General features: G+C 54.6%; 19 protein-coding genes. 12 read left to right on the forward strand and 7 right to left on the reverse strand.

Features of this window, described 5'->3' with window-relative positions:
• The first annotated feature begins 79 nt into the window (after window positions 1-79).
• Window positions 80-1,390 (forward strand): NADP-dependent isocitrate dehydrogenase, encoded by a 1,311-nt coding sequence (gene icd, locus U2W12_RS09355; RefSeq protein WP_326500408.1) that lies wholly within the window; start codon window positions 80-82, stop codon window positions 1,388-1,390.
• Between the two features lie 66 nt (window positions 1,391-1,456).
• Entirely contained in the window at window positions 1,457-3,109 is a 1,653-nt protein-coding gene (locus U2W12_RS09360; protein ID WP_326500409.1) for a SulP family inorganic anion transporter, read from the forward strand.
• Window positions 3,110-3,139: 30 nt separating this feature from the next.
• Here the strand turns inward: U2W12_RS09360 and U2W12_RS09365 are convergent, their stop codons facing one another.
• Window positions 3,140-4,306, reverse strand: coding sequence for a pyridoxal phosphate-dependent aminotransferase (locus tag U2W12_RS09365; RefSeq protein WP_326500410.1), 1,167 nt, complete (start codon window positions 4,304-4,306; stop codon window positions 3,140-3,142).
• Between the two features lie 111 nt (window positions 4,307-4,417).
• Between U2W12_RS09365 and dksA the strand changes: the two genes are divergently transcribed.
• Both dksA and gluQRS read left to right on the forward strand, forming a co-directional pair.
• On the forward strand, window positions 4,418-4,852 hold the full coding sequence (dksA, locus tag U2W12_RS09370) for an RNA polymerase-binding protein DksA (RefSeq protein ID WP_326500411.1): 435 nt from the start codon (window positions 4,418-4,420) through the stop codon (window positions 4,850-4,852).
• Window positions 4,853-4,866: 14 nt separating this feature from the next.
• Window positions 4,867-5,778, forward strand: a complete 912-nt coding sequence (gene gluQRS, locus U2W12_RS09375; protein WP_326500412.1) for a tRNA glutamyl-Q(34) synthetase GluQRS — start codon at window positions 4,867-4,869, stop codon at window positions 5,776-5,778.
• A 123-nt stretch (window positions 5,779-5,901) separates the two neighbouring features.
• Here gluQRS and U2W12_RS09380 read toward each other — a convergent pair whose 3' ends face one another.
• A complete protein-coding gene (locus U2W12_RS09380) occupies window positions 5,902-6,687 on the reverse strand; it encodes a hypothetical protein (protein WP_326500413.1) in 786 nt (261 codons plus the stop codon).
• A 195-nt stretch (window positions 6,688-6,882) separates the two neighbouring features.
• Here U2W12_RS09380 and U2W12_RS09385 point away from each other — a divergent pair, with 195 nt between their 5' ends.
• Genes U2W12_RS09385 through U2W12_RS09395 form a run of 3 tightly spaced genes read left to right on the forward strand, consistent with a single transcriptional unit; the run spans window position 6,883 to window position 10,200 of the window.
• Window positions 6,883-7,305 carry an acyl-CoA thioesterase gene (locus U2W12_RS09385; RefSeq protein WP_326500414.1) on the forward strand — a complete coding sequence of 141 codons (423 nt, stop codon included), beginning with the start codon at window positions 6,883-6,885 and terminating at the stop codon, window positions 7,303-7,305.
• Window positions 7,302-7,889, forward strand: a complete 588-nt coding sequence (locus U2W12_RS09390; protein WP_326500415.1) for an outer membrane lipoprotein carrier protein LolA — start codon at window positions 7,302-7,304, stop codon at window positions 7,887-7,889. The genes U2W12_RS09385 and U2W12_RS09390 overlap by 4 nt, the downstream gene beginning before the upstream one ends.
• Entirely contained in the window at window positions 7,864-10,200 is a 2,337-nt protein-coding gene (locus tag U2W12_RS09395) for an MMPL family transporter (protein ID WP_326500416.1), read from the forward strand. The genes U2W12_RS09390 and U2W12_RS09395 overlap by 26 nt, the downstream gene beginning before the upstream one ends.
• Before the next feature lie 434 nt (window positions 10,201-10,634).
• On the opposite strand, the gene U2W12_RS09400 is transcribed toward U2W12_RS09395, so the two are convergent.
• From U2W12_RS09400 to metH, 3 genes are all read right to left on the reverse strand, one after another.
• Entirely contained in the window at window positions 10,635-10,895 is a 261-nt protein-coding gene (locus U2W12_RS09400) for a glutaredoxin family protein (RefSeq protein WP_326500417.1), read from the reverse strand.
• Complete coding sequence (locus U2W12_RS09405; protein ID WP_326500418.1) at window positions 10,895-11,401, reverse strand: TIGR00645 family protein; 507 nt, start codon at window positions 11,399-11,401, stop codon at window positions 10,895-10,897. The genes U2W12_RS09400 and U2W12_RS09405 overlap by 1 nt, the downstream gene beginning before the upstream one ends.
• 64 nt (window positions 11,402-11,465) lie before the next feature.
• Window positions 11,466-15,140 (reverse strand): methionine synthase, encoded by a 3,675-nt coding sequence (gene metH, locus U2W12_RS09410; RefSeq protein WP_326500419.1) that lies wholly within the window; start codon window positions 15,138-15,140, stop codon window positions 11,466-11,468.
• Between metH and U2W12_RS09415 the strand changes: the two genes are divergently transcribed.
• Window positions 15,139-15,420: a DUF2970 domain-containing protein gene (locus U2W12_RS09415; RefSeq protein ID WP_326500420.1), complete on the forward strand. Its 282-nt coding sequence runs from the start codon at window positions 15,139-15,141 to the stop codon at window positions 15,418-15,420. The two genes, metH and U2W12_RS09415, sit on opposite strands and share 2 nt — an antisense overlap.
• A 99-nt stretch (window positions 15,421-15,519) precedes the next feature.
• Here the strand turns inward: U2W12_RS09415 and U2W12_RS09420 are convergent, their stop codons facing one another.
• Together U2W12_RS09420 and U2W12_RS09425 are read right to left on the reverse strand one after the other, a co-directional pair.
• Window positions 15,520-15,945 (reverse strand): hypothetical protein, encoded by a 426-nt coding sequence (locus U2W12_RS09420; protein WP_326500421.1) that lies wholly within the window; start codon window positions 15,943-15,945, stop codon window positions 15,520-15,522.
• A 28-nt stretch (window positions 15,946-15,973) separates the two neighbouring features.
• A complete protein-coding gene (locus tag U2W12_RS09425) occupies window positions 15,974-16,351 on the reverse strand; it encodes a hypothetical protein (protein WP_326500422.1) in 378 nt (125 codons plus the stop codon).
• Window positions 16,352-17,060: 709 nt separating this feature from the next.
• On the opposite strand from U2W12_RS09425, the gene U2W12_RS09430 reads away from it, so the two are divergent.
• The 4 genes from U2W12_RS09430 to U2W12_RS09445 all read left to right on the forward strand — a co-directional run bounded on the left by U2W12_RS09430 (window position 17,061) and on the right by U2W12_RS09445 (window position 22,575).
• The gene (locus U2W12_RS09430; RefSeq protein WP_326500423.1) at window positions 17,061-17,441 is read left to right on the forward strand and encodes a hypothetical protein; all 381 of its coding nucleotides are present in this window, start codon (window positions 17,061-17,063) and stop codon (window positions 17,439-17,441) included.
• Between the two features lie 75 nt (window positions 17,442-17,516).
• Window positions 17,517-18,233 carry a tetratricopeptide repeat protein gene (locus U2W12_RS09435; RefSeq protein ID WP_326500424.1) on the forward strand — a complete coding sequence of 239 codons (717 nt, stop codon included), beginning with the start codon at window positions 17,517-17,519 and terminating at the stop codon, window positions 18,231-18,233.
• A gap of 107 nt (window positions 18,234-18,340) precedes the next feature.
• Entirely contained in the window at window positions 18,341-21,850 is a 3,510-nt protein-coding gene (gene smc, locus U2W12_RS09440; protein ID WP_326500425.1) for a chromosome segregation protein SMC, read from the forward strand.
• A complete protein-coding gene (locus tag U2W12_RS09445) occupies window positions 21,850-22,575 on the forward strand; it encodes a cell division protein ZipA C-terminal FtsZ-binding domain-containing protein (RefSeq protein ID WP_326500426.1) in 726 nt (241 codons plus the stop codon). Before smc ends, U2W12_RS09445 begins: the two co-directional genes overlap by 1 nt.
• Window positions 22,576-22,600 lie beyond the last annotated feature (25 nt).

A 22,600-nucleotide genomic window follows, 5' to 3' on the forward strand; every position in this document is an offset into this window, starting at 1 on the left:
TTCAGCGCTTTTTACAAATGCCGCAAGCCATGCCAACGGCGGCAATCCAGTCAGTTTATTCGATTTCGAAGGAGTCGTCATGACAGGTCCCACGCTCATCCCGCCTCCCGGCGGCAGCCCGATTATTATGCAGAACGGCAAACTGACCGTTCCGGACAATCCGATCATACCCTATATCGAAGGCGATGGCACCGGTCCCGATATCTGGCGGGCGACCGTGCGCGTGCTTGATGCGGCGGTCGCGAGCGCCTATGGCGGTAAACGCAAGATCCACTGGCTCGAAATCTTCGCCGGCGAAAAGGCCTTTCGCCAGTTCGGTACCTGGCTGCCGGACGCGACGGTCGACGCCTGCCGCGATTATCTGATCTCGATCAAGGGGCCATTGACCACGCCTGTCGGCGGCGGCATTCGCTCGTTGAACGTGGCGCTCAGGCAAATGCTCGATCTTTACGTCTGCCTGCGTCCGGTGCGTTGGTTCAAAGGCGTGCCTTCGCCGGTTAAAAAACCGGAATCGGTCGATATGGTGATTTTCCGCGAAAATACCGAAGACATTTACGCGGGGCTGGAATTCGAGCAGGGCAGCGAGGAGAACCAGCGTTTTCTGGCTCTGTTGCAGGAACATTTTCCGAAGCACTATGCGAAGATTCGCTTCCCCGCGACTTCCGGCATCGGCATCAAGCCGGTTTCGCAGGAAGGAACCGAACGTCTGGTGCGCGCCGCGATCGATTATGCCCTGGTCAACCAACGCAAAAGCGTGACGATCGTGCATAAAGGCAACATCATGAAGTATACCGAAGGCGCGTTCCGCAATTGGGCCTATGCGCTCGCCGAGCGGGAATACCCCGAGCGGACCTACACCTGGGTGCAATGGGAAAAAACCAAGGCCGCCCAGGGCGAAGCGGCCGCGAATAAGGAACAGGCCGATGCCTTGGCAGCGGGCAGGGTACTGATCAAGGATGCGATTGCCGACATTACTCTGCAGCAGGTGTTGACCCGCCCGGACGATTTCGAGGTGATCGCGACCTTGAATCTGAACGGCGACTACCTGTCCGATGCCTTGGCCGCGCAGGTCGGGGGCATCGGCATCGCGCCCGGCGGCAACATCAACTACCAAAACGGCGCGGCGGTTTTCGAAGCCACCCACGGTACCGCGCCGAAGTACGCGGATCTGGACAAGGTCAATCCCGGATCGTTGATTTTATCCGGCGAGATGATGCTGCGCTACCTCGGTTGGACCGAAGCGGCCGACTTGGTGATCCGCGCGATGGATGCCGCGATCGCCGGTAAACAGGTGACTTACGATTTTGCCCGTCTGATGGAGGGTGCGACCGAGATCAAGTGCAGTGAATTTGCCGATGTGATGATTGCCCAACTTGGCGGCAAGCCGTAAGAAAAATTCCAGTGCCTGTGCGACTTTGCAAGGGACTGTCCTAATCCACCAAAACGAGGTTTATTGATGACTATGCAATCTGGAATGCCGCACGAAACCGGCCTGGATGCCTTAAAGACAAACTGGCGCAGCGACCTTTTCGCCGGTTTTTTTGTGTTTTTGATTGCGTTGCCGTTATGCCTCGGTATCGCCGTCGCCTCCGGTTTTCCGCCGTCGGCGGGCATTATCACCGCGATTGTCGGCGGCCTCCTGGTATCGCGGGTGAACGGCTCTTATGTGACGATCAACGGACCTGCCGCGGGTTTGATCGTCGTGATCCTCGGCGCGGTGCAAACGCTCGGCGACGGCGATGTGCTGGCCGGCTACCGTTATACCCTCGCCGCGATCATGCTGGCCGGCGCCTTGCAGGTATTGATGGGTGTTTATAAGGCCGGCCAGTACAGCGCATATTTTCCGCCCGCGGTCGTGCACGGCATGTTGGCGGGGCTTGGCATCATCATCATCGCGAAACAAAGCCATGTGATGCTGGGGGCGAGTCCGGAACCCGGCAGCATCTTCGCGACGATCGCGCAGATTCCGCACAGCTTGTTGAATCCAGATCCGGTGATTGCCTTCATCGGCCTCAGCGGGCTGGCGGTGTTGATTTTTTGGCCCCGGCTCAAACATCCGAAATTAAAAGCGATTCCCGCGCCGTTGGTCGTGCTGTTGACCGGCATGGGGCTTGGGCAGATTTTCGGCGTGCAGCATGAACATTGGCATCCATTCTTATCGGACGCGGAGATACAAGCCGACCATGCGCATGCGATCGCGCCGCGTTTTTTGGTCGATATTCCCGACGAATGGTCGTCTTTTTTCCAATTTGCCGATTATTCGAAGGCGCTGACGTTGGAGTTTTGGAGCGCGGTGCTCAGCATCTGCCTTGTCGGCAGCCTCGAGACCCTGTTGAGCGCGACTGCGGTCGACAAGCTCGATCCGTATAAGCGCAAATCCGATCTTGATCGAGACCTGGCCGCAGTCGGTTTAGGCAATACTGTCGCCGGTTTCATCGGCGGTTTGCCGATGATTGCCGAGATCGTGCGCAGTTCGTCGAACATCCAGTACGGCGCTAAAACCGGCTGGGCCAATTTTTTTCATGGCCTGATTCTGTTGGCGTTTGTCGCCCTGTTTCCGCACCTGATCCATAACATTCCGCTGGCGTCGTTGGCGGCGCTGCTAGTGTATACCGGTTTCAAGCTGGCGTCGCCCAAAACCTTCAGCCAGGTTTGGGCGATCGGTGCGGAACAACTGGGGCTGTTCGTGATCACGATGCTGGGTGTTTTGGCGACCGATTTGCTGATCGGCGTGCTGCTCGGCATCGCGGTCAAACTGGGCATCCACATCGCACGCGGCGTATGGCTGGAAAATATGTTAAAAATCCATTTTTCGATCGAACAAACCCGGCCCGACACGATCGTCGTCAAACTGTCGGGTTCGGCGCTGTTTTCGAACTACTTGCCGTTAAAACAGGCGTTGGAAGTTTTGGAAAAGGGCAAGACGATCATTTTCGATTTCTCGAACGGCTATCTGATCGACCATACCGTGATGGATTTTATTCATGATTTCAGCAACGATTACGCGGCGCAGGGCGGTATTTGCCATCAGGTCGGCCATGCGCTGGAGAAGTTTTCGGATCATGCGCTGGCGGCGCGGTTGATGACCGAAGATGACAGGAAAAAATAAAGCCCGGAATGATGTTGCGGCTGTCTTGAGTTACTTTTTGTTGATGAAGCGCTCCAGGCGCCGCATCGCGTCCGCCAATCTGTCCAGCGAGGTCGTGTAGGCGAAGCGCAAGGCATGATGGGCCTCATGCGTGCCGAAATCCTTGCCGGGGGTGACCGCGACGCCTTCGCTTTCGAGCAGATCCATTGCGAACTTGAAGCTGTCGTCGGTGAATTTTGCGCACCGTGCATAGATATAAAAAGCACCTTCCGGTTTGATAGGGATCTCAAAACCGAGCCTCAGCAGCGCGTCGTATAGGAAATCGCGGCGTTTTCCGAACTCCAGGCGCCGGTTTTCCAGTTCGGCGAGTGTGGATTCGTCGAATGCGGCCAACGCGGCATGCTGGGCATCGCTGGAAGTTGAAATGAAGATGTTCTGGGACAGTTTTTCGGTCGCGTCGATAAAGATTTCCGGCACGATCAGCCAGCCGATACGCCAACCGGTCATCCCGAAATATTTCGAAAAGCTGTTTATCACGAAGACTTCGTCGCTGAATTCGAGCGCGGTTGCGGCCTGCGCGCCATACACGAGGCCATGATAAATCTCGTCAGAATAAAAGCAGCCGCACATCCGATTGGTCGTTGCGATCGTTTTTTTGAATTCGGCGCGCGGAATCATCGTGCCGGTCGGATTGGAAGGCGAGGCGATCAATACGCCTTTGGTATTGGCCGACCAATGGCGCTCGATTAAGTCGGCGGTCAATTGATAATGGCTGGACGCGTCGACCGGGATCGTGCGCGTTTTACCGTCATAAAGCTGCACGTAATTAGCGTTGCAGGGATAGCAAGGGTCGGCCATCAACACCTCTTCGCCCGGATTCAGGCTTGCGCCCAATGCCAGCAAAAAGGCGCCGGTTGCTCCCGGTGTCACAAAGATGCGCCGTGCCGGGATCTTCACGCCATATTTCAGGCGGTAGAATGCCGCGATTTTTTCTCTGAGTTCAGGTAATCCCGCTGCCGATGTGTATTTGACATCGCCGGTTGCGGTATGAGCTATCGCCGCCTTCAGAATCGTTTGGGGTGTCGTAAAATCCGGCTCCCCGATTTCCATATGGATGATGTACCTGCCTTCTGCTTCCAGTTCCTTGGCGCGCCTTAACAGTTCCATCACATAAAAAGGCTGAATGCCCGAAATCCGCTCCGCTACCCGTAAGCTCATGCTGTTGCCGTTCGTTTCTAAAATTCAGATGATACCAATAAATCTTGCCAACCCGTAACTATTCTGCTAAAAATGTAGGATTTATTTAGCCTATCCTTTGGGAGTTATTGGATGATAGAAAGTTCTAAAGTTGGTGCATCGCCGTTCAGTTTTACGCCTTATGTGGAGCAAGAAGGCGAAGAATACATGAATGATGCTCAATTAAAGCATTTCGAGAACATTCTAAGAAATTGGAAAGCAGAGTTGATGAAGGAAGTGGACCGCACCGTGCACCACATGCAGGATGACGCGGCCAATTTTCCGGATCCGAACGACCGGGCCACGCAGGAATCCGAATTCAGCCTTGAACTGCGGACCCGCGACCGCGAGCGCCGATTGATCAAGAAAATCGACGAAGCGCTGAAAGAGATAGAATCGGGCGGTTATGGTTTTTGCGAATCTTGCGGCATCGAAATCGGCATCCGCCGTCTGGAAGCGCGTCCTACGGCGACCTTGTGCATCGATTGCAAAACCCTGGATGAAATCCGCGAAAAACAAATGGGTTGATCTTTCGCCGCGCCGTGGCGGACACTAAGCCCTATGTCGGCCGGTTTGCGCCATCGCCGACCGGACCCTTGCACCTCGGTTCTCTCTATACGGCGCTTGCGAGCTTTCTTGATGCGCGTGCCCGCCACGGCTTTTGGCTGCTGCGTATCGACGACATCGATACCCCGCGCAATGTACCTGGTGCCATCGACAGCATAGTAGAGACCCTGGACGCTTACGGCCTGCATTGGGACGGCCCTGTTTATTACGAAAGCCAACATTTGGCTGACTACGAACAGGCGTTGGTTCGGTTACAACAGGAAGGCCTGGTCTATCCCTGTATTTGTAGCCGCAAAATGCTGGCCGAGCTGGCCAGCGTGGGTGTCTCGCACGATATCTATCCGGGGCTGTGCCGAAACCGTGCCGTTATTCCATCCAGCCAGCCTTACGCCTTGCGCATCAGAAGCGATGAGCGCGACATTGTCTTCGAAGATAAACTGCAAGGCCTCATTCGCCAAAACCTTGGGGCCGAGCATGGCGACTTTATCCTGAAACGCAAGGAGGGCATCGTCTCCTATCAACTCGCCTGCGTAATCGATGACTATTTGCAAGGCATCACGCATGTCGTTAGAGGATTCGACCTCGTCGATTCGACTCCCAAACAGATTTTTCTGCAACAACTGCTCGGTTTGCCGGCGACCTCCTACCTGCATGTGCCGGTCGTCATCGACAGCCATGGGTACAAGCTCAGCAAGCAAACGCTGGCCGAAGCCGTTACCCTGCGGAGTACGAACGTCGTGATGTTTAAATTGTTGCAATTGTTGCAGCAAAAGCCGCCGGTTCGGCTTGAGCAGGCATCTTGCTCGGAACTGCTGGATTGGGCGGTGCGGAATTGGGATCCCGTGCCATTAATAAAAACCCATGCGATTCAGCCGGAAATAAATTAAAGAAAACGTGTTAAGTTAGTCGGAGGTCGAGCGCTGCGATGCAGGAAGCTGAGTAGCGCCAGAAGAAACGCCATGCAGGCCGCACTGTATGACCTGTTAAATGTCCTTTTTCTAGGCGAAATCCTAAACCGGCACGAAATCCACATTGGTCGCGCCGGACGTTTGGATTTTTTCGGCGAGCGCTTCGGTTACGACAACATACAGCGTCGTTCTGAGCAAAAAAATCGGCTGCCCCCGCCACATCTCTTCGCGCATGACCAATTCGCGTTTTTCGTCATCGATCGCTTCGTGTCTACATACCGGGCACACCGAAATCGGCGCGCCGCCTTTCGGGTAATCCGATACTGCGCGCACCAGAATCTGATAATACGGTTCGATCGTTGCCGGTCCATGAATATGATTTTCCGGATTGACGGAGTCGGGGGCGGAAGGCGATGTCGAGCCGTTGCGTTTGCCGATTTTGCGGGGACTGACCGGAACGATTTCGACGTCGCCGGCCAACTCGTCAAACACCATTTGCTTCATCCGTGCCGAGACGACAAAGCTGCGGATGTTCGGCCATAAAAAATCGGTATGGGGAATCGAAGGGCTGTCGTAATAGGCGGGCTGAAAATTGTCACCCGGCCTGAAGGTTTCGAAGGCCGCGAAATCGGTATCGAGATAAGCGGCAACTTCCTGCTGCATTGCGGCATGTTCCTCTTCCGAAATCGGCCAGCGGCTGCGGAAGCGTTGGTCGTTGCGGATTTGCGGCGGCGCCTCGAAGGCGAGAATGCGGCTACCGCCATAGGTTGCTTTGCAAGCGTTACAACTGACACCGGGGAAGCGGTAAACATACTCCAGATTGCCATTGATCGATAAGTCCTGGCTATCGGAACTGTATTCCGGTGACTGCATCCGAAAAAATTGCATGAAATACCTCTTGCATCAGTTCATCGTTGGCGGCCGGGTTCGTTAATGCCCGGTGGTTCCTTTTATGGATTCGCCGGAGTCTAACGCAACGGCATTCGACATGCAAGACGATGCGATGACGTTTCTTTCCTGCGTTGCGGCAAATTAACATAAAATAGCCGGCAATTCTCGGCTTTTACTTTCAGGAAATTTAACTTGCAGAAACCGACTCACCACGCCGAAATCGATCTTAAAATTCCTTTTCACGATGCGGATATGATGGAGATCGTTTGGCATGGCCATTATGCCAAATATTTCGAAATCGCCCGCTGCGCGTTGCTCGACCGGATCGATTACAACTATCTCGCGATGCGCGATTCGGGCTATGCCTGGCCGATTATCGATCTGCGTATCCGGTATGTGAAGTCCGCTGTGTTCGGGCAGAACGTAAAGGTCAGAGCCGAAATCGCCGAATGGGAAAACCGCCTGAAGATCGAATATTTGATGACCGATTCAATGACCGGCGTCAAACTGGTCAAGGGACATACGATTCAAGTTGCGGTGAATATGTTGAATAAAGAAATGTGCCTGGAGTCGCCGCCGGTGTTGTTCGAAAAATTGGGAGTCAAGGCGCCGTGAGATTGTTGGCTATTATTTTATTACTGCTGCCCCTGCAAGCCAGTCAGGCGGCCGATCTGCTCGTCGACATCAGCGCGCGCCTGGTCAAAAACGAGATCACCGAAGGCCGCTTCCGCCAGGAAAAAAACATCAAAATCTTGAAAAAGCCGCTGATTTCAACAGGTACGTTTACCTATCACCGTAAGCAGGGCGTGATCTGGCAAACGCTGTCGCCGGTGCCTTCGGTGCTGTTGGTCAATCAGACGCGTTTATTGACGACGCAGGGCGAACAAAACCTGCCGCCTGCGTTCGGCCGGGTGTTTACCGCGATGTTCGGCGGTGATTTGCAGTTGATGAACGAAGGCTTCGCCATTGCCGGCGCGAACGGCCAAGGCGCATGGCAGTTGCAATTGCAACCGAAGGACCCGTTAATGCAAAAGATCATCACCGGCATGCAATTGACTGGCGACAAGGAACTGAAACAGCTCGACATCCGCGAGGCGAACGGCAATTTCACTCGCATCACCTTCGAACAGATCACCCATCCCGAAACTTTGACACCCGCACAGGTAGTCGATTTTGAACGTTTATCATCCCCGCGTTAGCGCGTGTGTCTGGCTGATTGGGATGCTGCTGCTCGGCGCCCTCGGCCTCAAAACGTTGAGCCGGGACTGGCTCGAAACTGGCTTTCTGGCATTATTGCCGAAAATCGAGCAACGCCCCGAAATCGCCGAGGCTATCGAGCGGCATAGTCAATTGATCAACCGCAAGGTGATCTGGCTCAGCGGCGCGGCCAGTGCCGAGGCGGCGATCGCGAATGCCAGAAAGCTTGAGCGGCAGATGAGCGACAGCGGGCTGTTCGGCAAAATTACGTTGAAGATTTCGCAGGATCAGGCCGTCAATCAATACAAGCAACTGTTCGCTTATCGTTATCAATTGCTCGATGCGAAAACGCGCAATCTGCTGGAGACGAATCCACAAGCCCTGCTCGACCAGAACCTCGAAATGCTGTACAGCCCGGTCGGTCAGATGCAGGCCGCGATGCTGGAACGCGATCCGCTGCTCTTGTTCGGGCGCACCATGAATTCGCAAAAACCGAACAATTTGAATCTGGAGCAGGGTGTCGTGGTGCTTCGGGACGGGCAAAAGGTTTGGGCGTTGCTGCTGGCCGATCTCGACAACAGCCAGTTGCCGCTGGAAAAGCTCGAAAATCTGCTGCAACTGACCCAAAACGCGACGGCCGAGATAAAAAAGGCTGGCGGCGAATTGCTGGTTTCCGGCTTGCCACTGTTCACCGCTTACGGTTCAGAATCGGCCAAGCAGGAAATCTCGACGGTCGGTGCCGGCTCCAGCATCGGCATCATTTTATTGTTTTGGTTTACATTTCGAAGCGTCAGGCCGTTGTTGCTGTCAGCAACCGCGATCGCCAGCGGTCTGGTTGCTGCCTTGATCATCAGTATCTGGGTATTTGGCAAGATTCATATCATCACCCTGGTGTTCGGCGCGAGCTTGATTGGCGTGGTAGATGACTACGCGCAGCATTATCTTTGCGACAGTTTCGGCGAACGGGATTGGAATCCACGCAAAGGACTCGCCGCGATTTTTCCGGCGCTATTTCTGGGTTTGATTAGCAATTTGTTGAGCTATGCGGGCCTCGGTTTTTCGCCGTTTCCGGGCCTTCAGGAAGTCGCGTTGTTTTCCGCGGTTGGACTGTTCGCCGCCTGGCTGACAGTCGTGTTATTGTTTCCAATGTTGTTGACCGGGTTTCAGTTCGCGCATGAACCTGCCTTGCTGAAGCTGGCCGTGATTTGGGAACGTGATTGGCCCGCGTGGGTTGCCAAAAATCGCAGTTGGCTTGCTCCTACGCTGCTGATTGTGTTGGCCTCCGGGATTTGGAAACTGACCCCGCGTGACGATGTGCGCCTGCTTCAGTCCGCGCCGCCGGCATTGCTGCAAAGCGCCGAAAAAATCAGCCAGCTTTTGCAGGTCAGGGACAGCCAGTTTTTTCTGGTTTCTGGCAAGGATCAGAAGGAATGGCATCGCAACGAGCAACAGTTGCTGGAAAAACTCGAAACATTGGTGCAGAACAAGGCACTGAAGTCTTACGAAGGTCTCAGTCGTTACTGGCCCGATCCTGAAGCTCAGCGGAACAATTATCGGTTAGTGAAACAGAAACTTTTCGATTCCGGCCTAGCCGAACGTTACATGACCAATCTTGGCTTTGACCGCGCTGCCGTCGCCGCCGAAGCGAAAGCCATTATAGATGCCGAACGCAACACACTGAAGCTGGAAGATTGGCTGGTGATGGCCGATGAAGGCAAACAGTCATTATGGCTCGGCTGCGCAAAAGATCGCTGTTCCGGCATCGTGGCTTTGAGCCAAATCCAGGACTTCGCCGCGTTGACCTCTTTACAGCAATTACCCGGCGTTGTCTGGGTCGATCATGTCGAAGAATTGTCATCGCTTTTCGCGCGCTATCGGATCAGGGCCAGCGTGTTGCTGTTCTCGGCATTCGCGCTGGTGTTAACCGGCTTGTGCTTCAAATTCGGCTGGCGCGGCGCTGCGACCGTGATGGCTATCCCGCTTGTCTCGGCGCTGGCAGCGCTCGCGATGACCGGTTGGTTCAATCAACTGTTCAGCCTATTCAACCTGTTTGCCTTGCTGCTGGTCTTGGGGATCGGCGTCGATTATGCGGCGTTTTTTTTCCTTGCCGGCGAAAGGCGGCTCAGCACCTCGCTGGCCGTTACCCTATCCGGCCTGACGACCTTGCTGTCCTTCGGCCTGCTTGCGGTCAGTTCGACAGAGATCGTGCATGCGTTTGGGTTTACTGTCGCGGTCGGTATCATCACCGCGATGTTGACTGCGCCGTTGATCGGAACGCGTGCCAAAGCAGTTTCAGATCAAAAATATACTTGACATGAAAAAACACAATGGAAAATTCTCGCAGGCTTCATATCGGCATCTTGCCTTTGACGATGGTCGGTGCGTTGGCTGTATGGGACGCCCTGCGACATTGAGTTATGACAACTGTCAGCAATAAATCCGCCACCAGAGCTTCGGCAAAAAAAGCTATGCTGTAGATTCCGAATTCGCGGAGCGACAAACAAATTCGATTTGGCCGGCAGCCTGCCGCCTGGTGCAGCGGCTATTGATATCGCTAAGGCCGCCTGAAGGTTATTGTTCGGGTACCTATGTTTTATTTTAAAAACCAGTCTGCTGGCGGCTATCTTCAGCTCATCCGCTCATGCGGATAAAGCCAGTATGACCGATTTTCAAAGCAATCGATTGAATCAAATTTTGAATGAAGACGGCAGGGAATGCTTACCAGGCACCGCGGAAATGGCGCTATATTAGGGTGAAGCGGTCTTAAATATAAGTAGAAAATAGGTTACTTGATCATGATCAAACGGCCAGTTGAGCTCGCGGCCGCTTACGGGTTCCAATAGGACCGGGATTTTGATCGCATAGTCCGGCTGCCATTGTGTTTGTTCAGCGATGTCGATCGGTTCAATGCTGCAATCCGGCGCGATCTCGTTCATGCACGCCGTTATAATCGATTGCGCGTCTTCGCAGAGGTGGCAGCCTTCGGTACCGAGCAATAAGAGACGCATCAGTGTTTGCTCAGTTTGTCCTGAATACTGAGCAGCAGCGCCGAAACGACCAGAGTCAGATGTACGACGACGTACCACAACAGTTTGTCGTTATCGGTCGCCTGGATGTTCATGAACACTTTCAATAAATGAATCGACGAAATCGCGACGATCGATGAGGCGACCTTCGTTTTTAAAGAACCGTAGTCGTGGGTGCCGAGCCAGTCGAGTTTTTCGGTCGATTCGTCGATATCGAGGCGCGAGACGAAGTTTTCATAGCCGCTGAACATCACGATCACGATCAGGCTGCCGACCATGGTCAGGTCGATCAAGGTCAACAGTTTAAGAACCAAGTCCGATTCGTTCATCTCCAGGATGTACGGCAAAAAATGGTAAAGTTCCTGAAAGAATTTGATAAACAGTGCAACGACGGCCAGGCTCATGCCGACATAGATCGGGGCCAGAATCCAGCGGCTTGCGTACATAACGCGTTCGAGGGTGTGTTCGGTTTTTTCTGTAAATGACATGGGATGAATTCAGTATTCGGTTCAGGGTGTTTTGAAGAATGTTCCCTGAACTTTGGAACTATTATTAGTGGTTCAGATGCGCTGAAAGCCAGCGTTCTGCAACTTCTTCGGCGATACCTTTGCGTTTGGCATAGTCCCGCAACTGGTCTTTGCCGATCTTGCCGACGTTGAAGTATTGTGATTCCGGGTGCGAGAAATACCAGCCGCTGACTGCGGCAGCGGGATGCATCGCATAGCTTTCGGTCAACACGATGCCGACGTTTTCGGTTGCGTTCAGCAGCTCGAACAGTTTGCCCTTTTCGGTATGGTCAGGGCAGGCCGGGTAGCCGGGGGCAGGGCGGATGCCTTGATAAGCCTCCTCGATCAACTGTTCGTTGCCGAGTTTTTCGCCCTTTGCATAGCCCCAATAATCGGTTCTGACCGCCAGATGCATGTATTCGGCAAGGGCCTCGGCCAGGCGATCGGCCAGCGCCTTCAGCATGATTGAGTTGTAGTCGTCATGATCGCGTGCGAATTCGGCAAGCTTGGCCTCGATGCCTATGCCGGACGTGACCGCGAAGGCGCCGATATAATCGGCAATACTTTGACCTGCCGGGGCGATGAAATCGGACAGGCAATAGTTCGGCCGGCCCGGCGCCTTCACGTTCTGCTGGCGCAGATGATGCAGCACTTCCCGGACCTTCGTGCGGGATTCGTCTTCGTAGACGATCACATCATCGCCGTCGCTGTTGGCCGGAAAGAAGCCGATCACCGCGCGTGCGGTCAGCCAGTCTTCGCTGATGATCTTGTGCAGCATCACCTGGGCATCGTCGAACAGTTTGCGTGCTTCAATGCCGACCACGCTGTCGTCCAGGATTTTCGGATAGCGTCCGGCCAGTTCCCAGGTTTGAAAGAACGGCGACCAGTCAATGTACCAGACCAGGGTCTCGAGCGGGAAGCGGTCGATCACCCGGACGCCGAGGAACGACGGCTTGACAGGGACATGGCCGTCCCACGCTGGTTTGTTGCGGCGCGCTTCCTCCAGAGGGTGATGCGGGGTCCTCGCTTCCTTGCCTTTGTGGCGCTCGCGGACCTCAAGGTATTCGGCGCGCACCGCCGCGACATAATCGGCCTGCAAGTCGGCGCTGAGCAGGCTGCCGGCGACGCCGACGCCGCGCGAGGCGTCCGGCACATAGACCGTCGCGCCTGCGTAATTCGGCTCGATCTTGACCGCGGTATGGGCGCGGGAGGTGGTGGCGCCGCCGATCAACAGCGGAATCGTGAAGCCCTGGCGCTGCATTTCTTTGGCGATATGCACCATTTCGTCGAGCGACGGCGTGATCAGCCCGCTGAGTCCGATGATGTCGACGTTTTCCTTGCGCGCGGTCTGCAATATGGTTTCGGCCGGCACCATCACGCCGAGGTCGATCACTTCATAGTTGTTGCATTGCAGCACCACGCCGACGATGTTCTTGCCGATGTCGTGCACGTCGCCCTTGACCGTCGCCATCAAAATCTTGCCGTTGGTTTGGCGTTCGCCGGATTGTGAGGCCTCCATAAACGGCATCAGATAAGCGACCGCTTTTTTCATGACTCGGGCCGATTTGACGACCTGCGGCAGAAACATCTTGCCGGCGCCGAACAGGTCGCCGACCACGTTCATGCCGTCCATCAAAGGGCCTTCAATCACGTGCAGCGGTTTTTCGGCTTCCAGCCGCGCCTGTTCGGTGTCTTCGTCGATAAAGTCCGCGATGCCCTTGACCAGCGCGTGTTCAAGCCGTTTTTTGACCGGCCAGCTGCGCCATTCCAGTTCCTCCGGTTTTGCCGCGCCCGCCGAGCCGTCGCCGCGGTAGCGTTCGGCGATTTCGAGCAGCTTTTCGGTCGCGCCGGGGTGCAGATTCAGGACCACGTCCTCGACCGCGGCGCGCAGTTCGGCCGGAATGTCCTCATAGATCGCCAGCTGGCCCGCATTCACGATGCCCATGTCCATGCCGGCCTGAATCGCATGGTACAGAAATACCGCGTGAATCGCCTCGCGGACAGGATTGTTGCCGCGGAACGAGAACGAGACGTTCGAGACGCCACCGGAGATCAGTGCATGGGGCAGGGCAGCCTTGATCTCGCGCGTCGCATCGATGAAATCGAGTCCATAGTTGTTGTGGTCGTCGATGCCGGTCGCGATCGCGAAGATATTCGGGTCGAAGATGATGTCCTCGGGCGGAAAGCCGATCTGTTCGGTCAGTATCCGATAGGCGCGGGTACAGATCTCGACCTTGCGTTCCTTGGTGTCGGCCTGGCCGGCTTCGTCAAACGCCATCACGATCACCGCCGCGCCGTAGCGCCGGACCTTTTTCGCGTGTTCGATAAAGAGCGCCTCGCCTTCCTTCAGCGAGATCGAATTGACGATGCCCTTGCCCTGGATGCATTTGAGGCCGGCTTCGAGAATCTCCCACTTGGACGAATCGAGCATGATCGGCACTTTCGCGATGTCCGGCTCCGCGGCCAGCAGCATCAAAAATCGGACCATCGCGTCCTTCGATTCGAGCATGCCTTCGTCCATGTTGATGTCGATTACCTGCGCGCCGTTTTCGACCTGCTGGCGCGCCACTTCGAGCGCGGCTTCGTAGTCACCGGCGACGATCAGCCGCTTGAAGGCCGCCGAACCGGTCACGTTCGTGCGTTCGCCGACATTCACGAACAGACTGTCGGGGCCGATCGTCATCGGTTCAAGGCCGGACAGACGGCAGGCTTTCGGGATGTTCGGAATGACCCGGGGCGGGAAGGGAGAGACCGCCTTGATGATCGCCTTGATGTGCGCGGGTGTAGTGCCACAGCAACCACCGATGATGTTCAGATAGCCCTGCCGCGCCCAGTCTGCGATTTCTTGTGCCATCGCCTCGGGGGATTCGTCGTACTGGCCGAATTCGTTCGGCAGGCCCGCGTTCGGGTGCGCGGAGACATGGGTGTCCGCGATCGTCGACAGTTCGTCGATGTATTGACGCAGTTCCTTCGCGCCGAGCGCGCAGTTGAAGCCGAACGAGATCGGTTCGACATGCTTCAGGGAATGCCAGAACGCGGCGACGGTCTGCCCGGACAGCGTCCGGCCGGAGGCATCGGTAATCGTACCGGATATCATGACCGGCAACTTGTAGCCGATGCTTTCGAAATAGGTATCGACCGCGAATGCGGCGGCTTTCGCATTCAGGGTGTCGAAAACCGTTTCAATCAGAATAATGTCCGCGCCGCCGTCGATCAAGCCTTTGGTTGCCTCGGTATAGGCCTCGACCAGTTCGTCAAATGATATATTTCGGAAACCCGGATCGTTTACGTCAGGCGACATCGAGGCAGTGCGGTTGGTCGGGCCTAAGACGCCCGCGACGAAACGGGGCTTTCCTGGCGTTTTCAGCGTATAGTCGTCCGCAGCCTGACGCGCAAGTCCAGCTGATTCGACATTGATCTCGTAAACCAAGGATTCCATCCGGTAATCGGCCATCGCGACGCGCGTCGAATTGAAGGTATTGGTTTCGATGATGTCGCAGCCGACTTCGAGATAGGCGCCGTGAATCGCCTTGATGATTTCGGGCTGTGTCAATGACAAGAGGTCGTTATTGCCCTTCAGGTCGATATCCCAATCGGCGAAGCGCGTCCCGCGGTAATCCTTTTCTTCCAGCTTGTAGCTCTGGATCATCGTGCCCATCGCGCCGTCAAGGAATAAAATTTTCTGGGATAGGAGTTGTTTTAAATCGCTGATTTTGTGCATGGGCAAAGATAAAGGATCTGACTGGGGCATCGAAAAATTGCGGGAGACGGGCTCGATCTATATGATTGGAGTTTTCAGAAGAGGTGTGTTTATGTCGAAGCCGTCGATAGTCGATGTCATAAAAAGTGTTTTGTCCGCCGCGGTGGGGGTGCAAAGCGAAAAAAACAGGCAAAAAGATTTTACCCAGGGCTCGCTGCCGATGTACCTGATTGCGGGGCTGATCTTTACAGTGGTTTTTGTGTCCGCGATCATCTTCCTGGTGCGGATGGTCATCGGATAACCGGTTTTTCGCAAGGCATCGGCGCGGCAATCGATGCCGGAAACTAAAAAGCTCAAGCTAGGCTTGAGCTTTTCAATCAGGCCGACGCGGGTATATCGCTTATTCTGGTGACTTGAAGCTTTGCGAAATGCTGGTGAACATTTCCTTGATGCCGCTAAACAGATTACCTATAGAAAAACTTTCTTTGGTAATGAACTTGAGTCGCAGGACGGCAACTGCCAGCACGCCAGCGATCGGCGGCATCAGTTCGAAAAATACCGACAACAAATAACCACCTATGCCTTGGAAGCCGCCCTGATTTTTTCGGTCGCCGACGCTGAGCAGATCTCTTTCGTAATCGCCGCTGGACTCGCTGCCCCGGATTGCTTCGAGGATAAATACGTTGCCCTGTACCAGCAGCATCTGGACGACAAAAAAGACGCCCGCCGCAATGCCGACCCACATCAACGGATTACTGACTTTTGCTTTGTTTGCCGTCTGATAGACCCAGATTACGGCAAGCACCATTAAAATACCACCAATCATAGTTTCACCTTCTTTATTTTCTTAGTTATTATTTTTTTAGGAAAAAGTAATTGAACGAGCATTTGAGCGTCATGCTGTCGGCGGTTTTTTCGACGGCCTGGCATGATTCAAACTTGCCGCGTCCCGGCGACACTTCTTTTTTCAACACTCCGTCCTCAATCATATATTTTACTTCTATTTTCATCTCATTGGTACGGCCCAGCGAGTCGGTCGCGATTGTGTGCAGGATACCGCCATCCGCGAATTCCCAGACGATATTGACATTTTTCTTTTCGCCGTCCAGTTTCGCCGACTCCGCATACAAAGTCCATTTACCCAGAATCTCGCTGGCATCCTTTAACTCGACATTAGCGTTTGCCGTGAATGATGCCAACAACGCTACCGATGATAATAAATAGTGGCGCATGAATCTACCCTCAGTCCAAATCAAATACACAGAATCCAAACTATACCACACTCACCACCCAAGGTCATGCGGGTACAGCAAAAAGAATGCTGCGAGCCAACGCTTTGTTGTTTATCCGTCAATAAACCTTGACTTTAATGACGCCTAAAGTATCATGTAACTTCCATTTGCTACTAACCTGGCAATTTTCAAAAAAATATTAACAATTATAGGTAGGACTAATATGGGGTTCATCTTAGATTTAACTGAGACATTGAAAACACCAGCTGGTATAGTTGGATTGCTGGTGGTAATTGGTGCGGTCCTTGCTTTGGTAAAATGGGTTTTTGCTCCACATCCAGACGACCAACAATAAATCTCCGTCTCCACCCGCTCAACTATAAAAAAGTATTTAGGCCGCTTGCACCGATCTTAAGTTCATTAATGATCGGCAGCGGCCTGATTATAATCCGCGTTTTATTCCCCCGCTCGAAATTTACCTGAAGCGCCCTTTGTTTAAGGTAAGTCTTTAAAAATAACTTTCCATATGGGTTGATCTAAGGGTCACTACGCAAACCCCGGACTGATCCCGTTGCAAACAAGTCCTGGATTTGAGTGTGAGGCCTTGTCATTATCTGACGGGGCGGGTTAAATTGCCCATTCATTAACCTCGATATTGTTGAAAATCATGCCCCGATTCCCAGACCCAAAAACGTCGGAGCTTCGCCAAGTGGAACTCAGTGAATGCGATGCGCTTGTCGATCCCGCCAAAAGTAGACGGTTGCGCGAGATGGTGAACGGCAAACATGCCGATGCGCAAGCCCAGCGATCCATTGCTGCCTTCGAACCGGAAAACAGGTTTGATCTGCCTGTTGAGTCATGGCTGGAATTGCAGCAGGCGAGGCGGATAATTGATGATGAAATCGCGCGGATCACCAGCTTTTTTCCAGAAGGTAGGAAAAATAGCCTGTTTAAGATAAGATTCGGCACACTGGAAGAGATCCGGACGATGGAAATTCAGGCTATTTTTAAGCGACTGAAATTCGATGACAAGCGCGTAAATTTGAGTCGGTTGCGGAAGATCAATTATCATGGGGAAAAAATTTCCTGACTGCACCGACTGTATAATGGCCTGAGTTTTTTTACGATAGTGGCGCTTTTTCACCGCGCACCAAATGAGAAATCAATGATGCAAAAACGTTTTATTTTATTCGTTGTGCTGCCGGTGGTTTTACCCGGTTGTGCGGGACTTTACGATCAACAACATCCCGCGCCAGTCTATACGGGTCCTGCACCGGTCTACAGGCAACCGCCTGTGCCGCCTCCACAGCCACAAGTTCAGCTCCCGGAGCCGACCGTAAAAACGACACCGATTCCGGAATTTAATCAGCAATTGATTCCGATTGCTCCGGCGCCAATGACCGGAGGCACCGGCGATTCTTTGCCATCAATGCCGGATGCCGGAGCGCCATTGGCGGCCGGCGTTGCTCCAACTCCGGTGACTCCGGGCGCGGCTTTGAATGTTCCTCCGCCGGAAACGTTTACGCTGACGCCTTTTCAGCCGATAGAGCCTGCGGCCTCATCTTCGCCGGCCGTCGGCGCTCTGGTGATGGCCGCTAATCAGAATAGCCAATCGGGCAATCTGGATTCCGCGATTGCGACAATTGAGCGGGCCAGGAATATCGAGCCTAACAATGCGGGCCTCTATTACAAACTGGCGCTGTTGCGCATCAAACAATCCAAACCCAAAATGGCCGAAGAGCTTGCGAAAAAAGCCGCGCTTTTGGCGGGCGGGGATAGGAATTTGAAGAAACACAGCTGGCTGTTGATTGCGCATGCGCGCGAATTGCAAAAAGATTTCCCGGGCGCGAAAGCCGCGCGCGACAAGGCAGCCGGATTTTAGTTTGAAGGGTCCGGCTGCACGGCAGCGATGAAAACAGTCGCGGCCCGCTTCATAATCGCCGATAATACGCGCTTATTTCGCTAAGCGTTAGACTTCTCATTCCCGTAATGAAACTGGAAAAAATCAAGCTGTCGGGTTTCAAGTCGTTCGTCGACCCGACGACCATTCCGATCCACGGCAATCTGACCGCGATCGTCGGCCCGAACGGCTGCGGCAAATCGAACATCATCGATGCGGTGCGCTGGGTGATGGGCGAAAGTTCGGCCAAGCATCTGCGCGGCGGCAACATGGCCGACGTGATCTTCAACGGCTCCTCGACACGGAAGCCGATCGGCACCGCCTCGGTCGAACTGGTGTTCGACAACAGCGAAGGGAAACTCGGCGGCGAATATGCGAATTATTCGACCATTGCGATCAAGCGTCAGGTCAGCCGCGACGGCCAGTCGCAGTTTTTGCTGAACGGCTCGAAGTGCCGGCGCAAGGACATTACCGACATCTTTCTGGGCACCGGCCTCGGCGCACGCAGTTATGCGATCATCGAACAGGGCACCATTTCACGGATAGTCGAGGCGAAGCCGGACGATTTGCGCCTGCATATCGAGGAAGCAGCCGGCATTTCCAAGTATAAGGAAAGGCGCCAGGAAACCGAGTCGCGGATGCAGAATACCCGTGAAAATCTCGACCGATTGCAGGATCTTCGCGATGAAGTCGAAAAACAGCTGAAGCATTTGCAAAAACAGGCCGAAAAGGCCGAGAAATACACCGAATTGAAAAAGCAGGAGCGTCAGTTCAAGCTGGAATTACTGGCGATGCGCTGGCAGTCGCATCAGGACGCCGCGGCTGCGCTCGATACGCAGATGCAGGAGGCGGCGAGCGAGCACAATCGGGTCTTTGTCGAATTGCGCGAACTGGAAGGCGCGCTCGAAACCAAACGCGGCGACCATAAAAATCAGCAGCAGGCTCTGAACAAGGCTCAGGGCGAGTATTACGGCGTAGTCGCCGAGGTCGGCAGCCTCGAGCAGGCGATTCGGCATAACGAGCAGTCGCATCAGGAAACACAGGTCGAAATCGAGCGCACCCGCCGCCAGGCCGACCAGGCGCAGGAAGAAATCGATGCCGACCGGCAGCAGCTGGAAACGCTGAAACAGGCGCAATTGCTGGCCGAGGAAGCCCTGGAGGTCGCCGAGCAACAGTTGGAAGAAAGCCTGCAATTGCAGCAAGGCGTCCAGCAGAAACAGAGCGACTGGCAGGCAGAGTGGGAGGCCTACCGTACCGAAAGCGCGCGCTACCAGGAGCAGGCCGAGGTCGAGCGGGCCAAAACCCGGCAGTTGGAAAATCAGACCCGTCAGTTGCAAGCCCGACGCGAGCAATTGCAGATCGAGCGCGACGAATTGTCCGAGAATGAACTCGAAGACGAAATCGAAGCCTTGGCCGAAGAGATCGATCTGCTCGAAGCGGAACGCGCCGAATTGCACGAAAAGATCGAAGAGGCGCAGCGGCGGATTCGCGAACGGCGGGACGAGATCAAAAGCCTGCATGGCGACCTGCACAAGCAGCGCGCGGAACTGCACGGCATCCGGGGCAAGATCACCTCACTCGAATTGCTGCAGCAGCATGCGATGGGCAAGGACAACAAGAAGCTGAACGACTGGCTGAACTCGGTGCATCTCGGAGGACGCCAGCGTCTGGCTGAAGGATTGGAGGTGCAGCCGGGCTGGGAAACCGCGGTCGAAACTGTGTTGGGCGGCTATCTGGAAGCAATTTGCGTCGAGGATGCCGATGCGGTGATGGCGGAATTGCCGCGTTTGCAGGGTGATTCGCTCGCGCTGTTCGAGACCGCTTTCAATGCGCGGTTCGAGATCATGCCGAGCGGCGAGCCTTTGCTGAATAAAGTCTCGGCGCCCTGGAACCTGAGCGCGATGCTTGCCGGCATCTACTGCGCCGGCGATCTGGCCGCGGCCAGGCATCTGGCGGTGTCACTCAAACCGCATGAATCGGTGATAACGCCGGACGGCGCCTGGTTCGGTCCGGGATGGATTAGGATCATCCGAGCCCAGGACAGCAAGACCGGGGTCTTGCAGCGCGAGCGCGAGTTGCGCCAGCTAAAACAGCGTCAGGACGCGTTGCAGACCGAAATCGCCGCCTTCGAGGAGCGTCTCGAAACCGCCGAGGATGATCTGAAATCGGCAGAACGCAGCCGCGATACCCAGCAGCAGGAAGATAAAACCTTGCAGAGCCGGCTGTCGATGCGCAGCGCCGAACATAGCGCGAAAAGCGCACGCTTTGAGCAGCAGCTGCGCCGGATCGAGCAACTCGGCCGCGAGTTGGGCGACATCGACGCGCATACCGCCGAAAATTCTGAACAGATCGCCGAGTCCGCGCAGTTGGTGCAGGAAGCCGAGCAGATTCTCGAACAAAAGGCGCGGCAAAAGCAGACCCTCGAAAGCGTCAATCAGGATCTGCACGGCCAGCAAAAGACCATCGAACAAGCGGTTCATGACGCCCGGCAGAAAGTCTTTACGCTCAAATCCCAGGTCGAGTCGTTGCTGGCTTCCGAAAATCATACGGCGAAACAGGTCGAGCGTCTGGAATTGCAATACCGGCAATTGCTCGAACGCAAGGTCGAGCTGGAGAAAAAACAGCAGGAGACCTTGCAACCGCTCGACGAAGAAAAACTGCAATTGCAGGAGCTGATCCTCGACCGCGAGCGCCTCGACAAACAATTGAAAACGCAGCGCGAATTACAGGAGCAGATTGAGGCAGACATCAGCCGATTTGCACAGGAACAGATCCGCCTGCAACACGCGCTCGAAAAACGCAAGGAGATGCTCGACAAGATTCGTTACGAATTGCAGGAAAGCCGGGTGCGTCAGCAAACCGTGAACGAACAGTTGAGCGAGATCGAAGCCGATGCGGCCGAGGTGTTGAAAAATTTACCGGAAGCCGCCGAAGAAGCGGTCTGGAAGAAAAAAGTCGATGAGCTGACCCAGCAGATCGAGCGCCTCGGCGCGATCAATCTGACCGCGATCGAGGAGTTCAAGTCGCAGACCGAACGGATGAGCTTCCTGAATGCGCAGCATGCCGATCTGGTCGAAGCGCTAGAGACACTGGAGCTTGCCATCAGTAAAATAGACAAGGAAAGCCGGCTGCGCTTTAAGGAAACTTTCGATAAAATAAACGGCGGCCTGCAGGAAAAATTTCCGAAATTGTTCGGCGGCGGTCAGGCCTATCTGGAACTCAACGACCAGGATTTGCTCGAATCGGGGGTGAACATCATTGCGCGTCCGCCCGGCAAGCGCAACAGCTCGATTCATTTGCTGTCCGGCGGCGAGAAGGCGCTGACCGCGGTCGCGCTGGTGTTTTCGATTTTTGATCTGAATCCGGCGCCTTTCTGTTTGCTCGACGAGGTCGATGCGCCGCTCGATGATGCGAACGTCGGTCGCTTTTCGAAAATGGTCGAGGAGATGTCTTCTTCGGTGCAGTTTTTATATATTTCGCATAACAAGGCCACGATGGAAATCGCGCATCAGCTGGCCGGCGTCACGATGAAAGAACCGGGCGTATCCCGTATGGTAGCGGTCGATTTAGAAGAAGCAGTCAGTCTGGCGGAAACTTGATGGATAAAGAATTATTGAGAATTGTGATTATTGCAACCGGTCTGATCATCATTACCGGCATGCTCGCGTGGGCGTTCTTCAAGAGCAAGAAATACCGGCAGAGCCTGGACGATTTCGATGACGGAATACCGGTAAATACCGAGCGACACTTGAGAGAGCCGATTGACGATGATGATTTTCCGGACATCTTCGACGAGGAGGTTGCGGTAACGCTCGCCTCCGCCGCACCGCAGGGGGGCGAGGCAAGCAAATCGGGACGTTATCAAGCGCCGGCGGCTAGCGATGACAGAGTTGAACATGACGACGAGGAAGATTACGTGCCGGAGCCCCGCTTTGCCGCACCCAGCATCATCCAGTTCACCCTGGTCGCGAATCAGGAAGAAGGCTTTAACGGCCTCGATCTCGCGCATGCGTTCAACATTGTGGGCCTCGAGTACGGCAACCTGAATATTTACGAGCGGCTCGATGCTAATCGGCTGGTCGATTTCGGCGTCGCGAGCATGGTGAAGCCGGGAACTTTTCCCGAACACGACCTGGAGGCGTATTACTGTCCGGGTGTCGTGTTTTTCATGCAACCCGGCGAATTGGACGATCCGGTGGCGGTGTTTGATGATTTCGTGCAGACGGTCGTATTTGTGGCGACCGAACTCGATGGTACCGTGCTCGATCATGAACACAAGCCATTGAGCGAAACGACGGTGGAGTTGATACGCCACAGTTTGTAGGCTATTGGTATACTTACAATGACGA

This window comes from Methylomicrobium sp. Wu6 (genome assembly GCF_035916875.1).
Lineage (GTDB): Bacteria > Pseudomonadota > Gammaproteobacteria > Methylococcales > Methylomonadaceae > Methylomicrobium.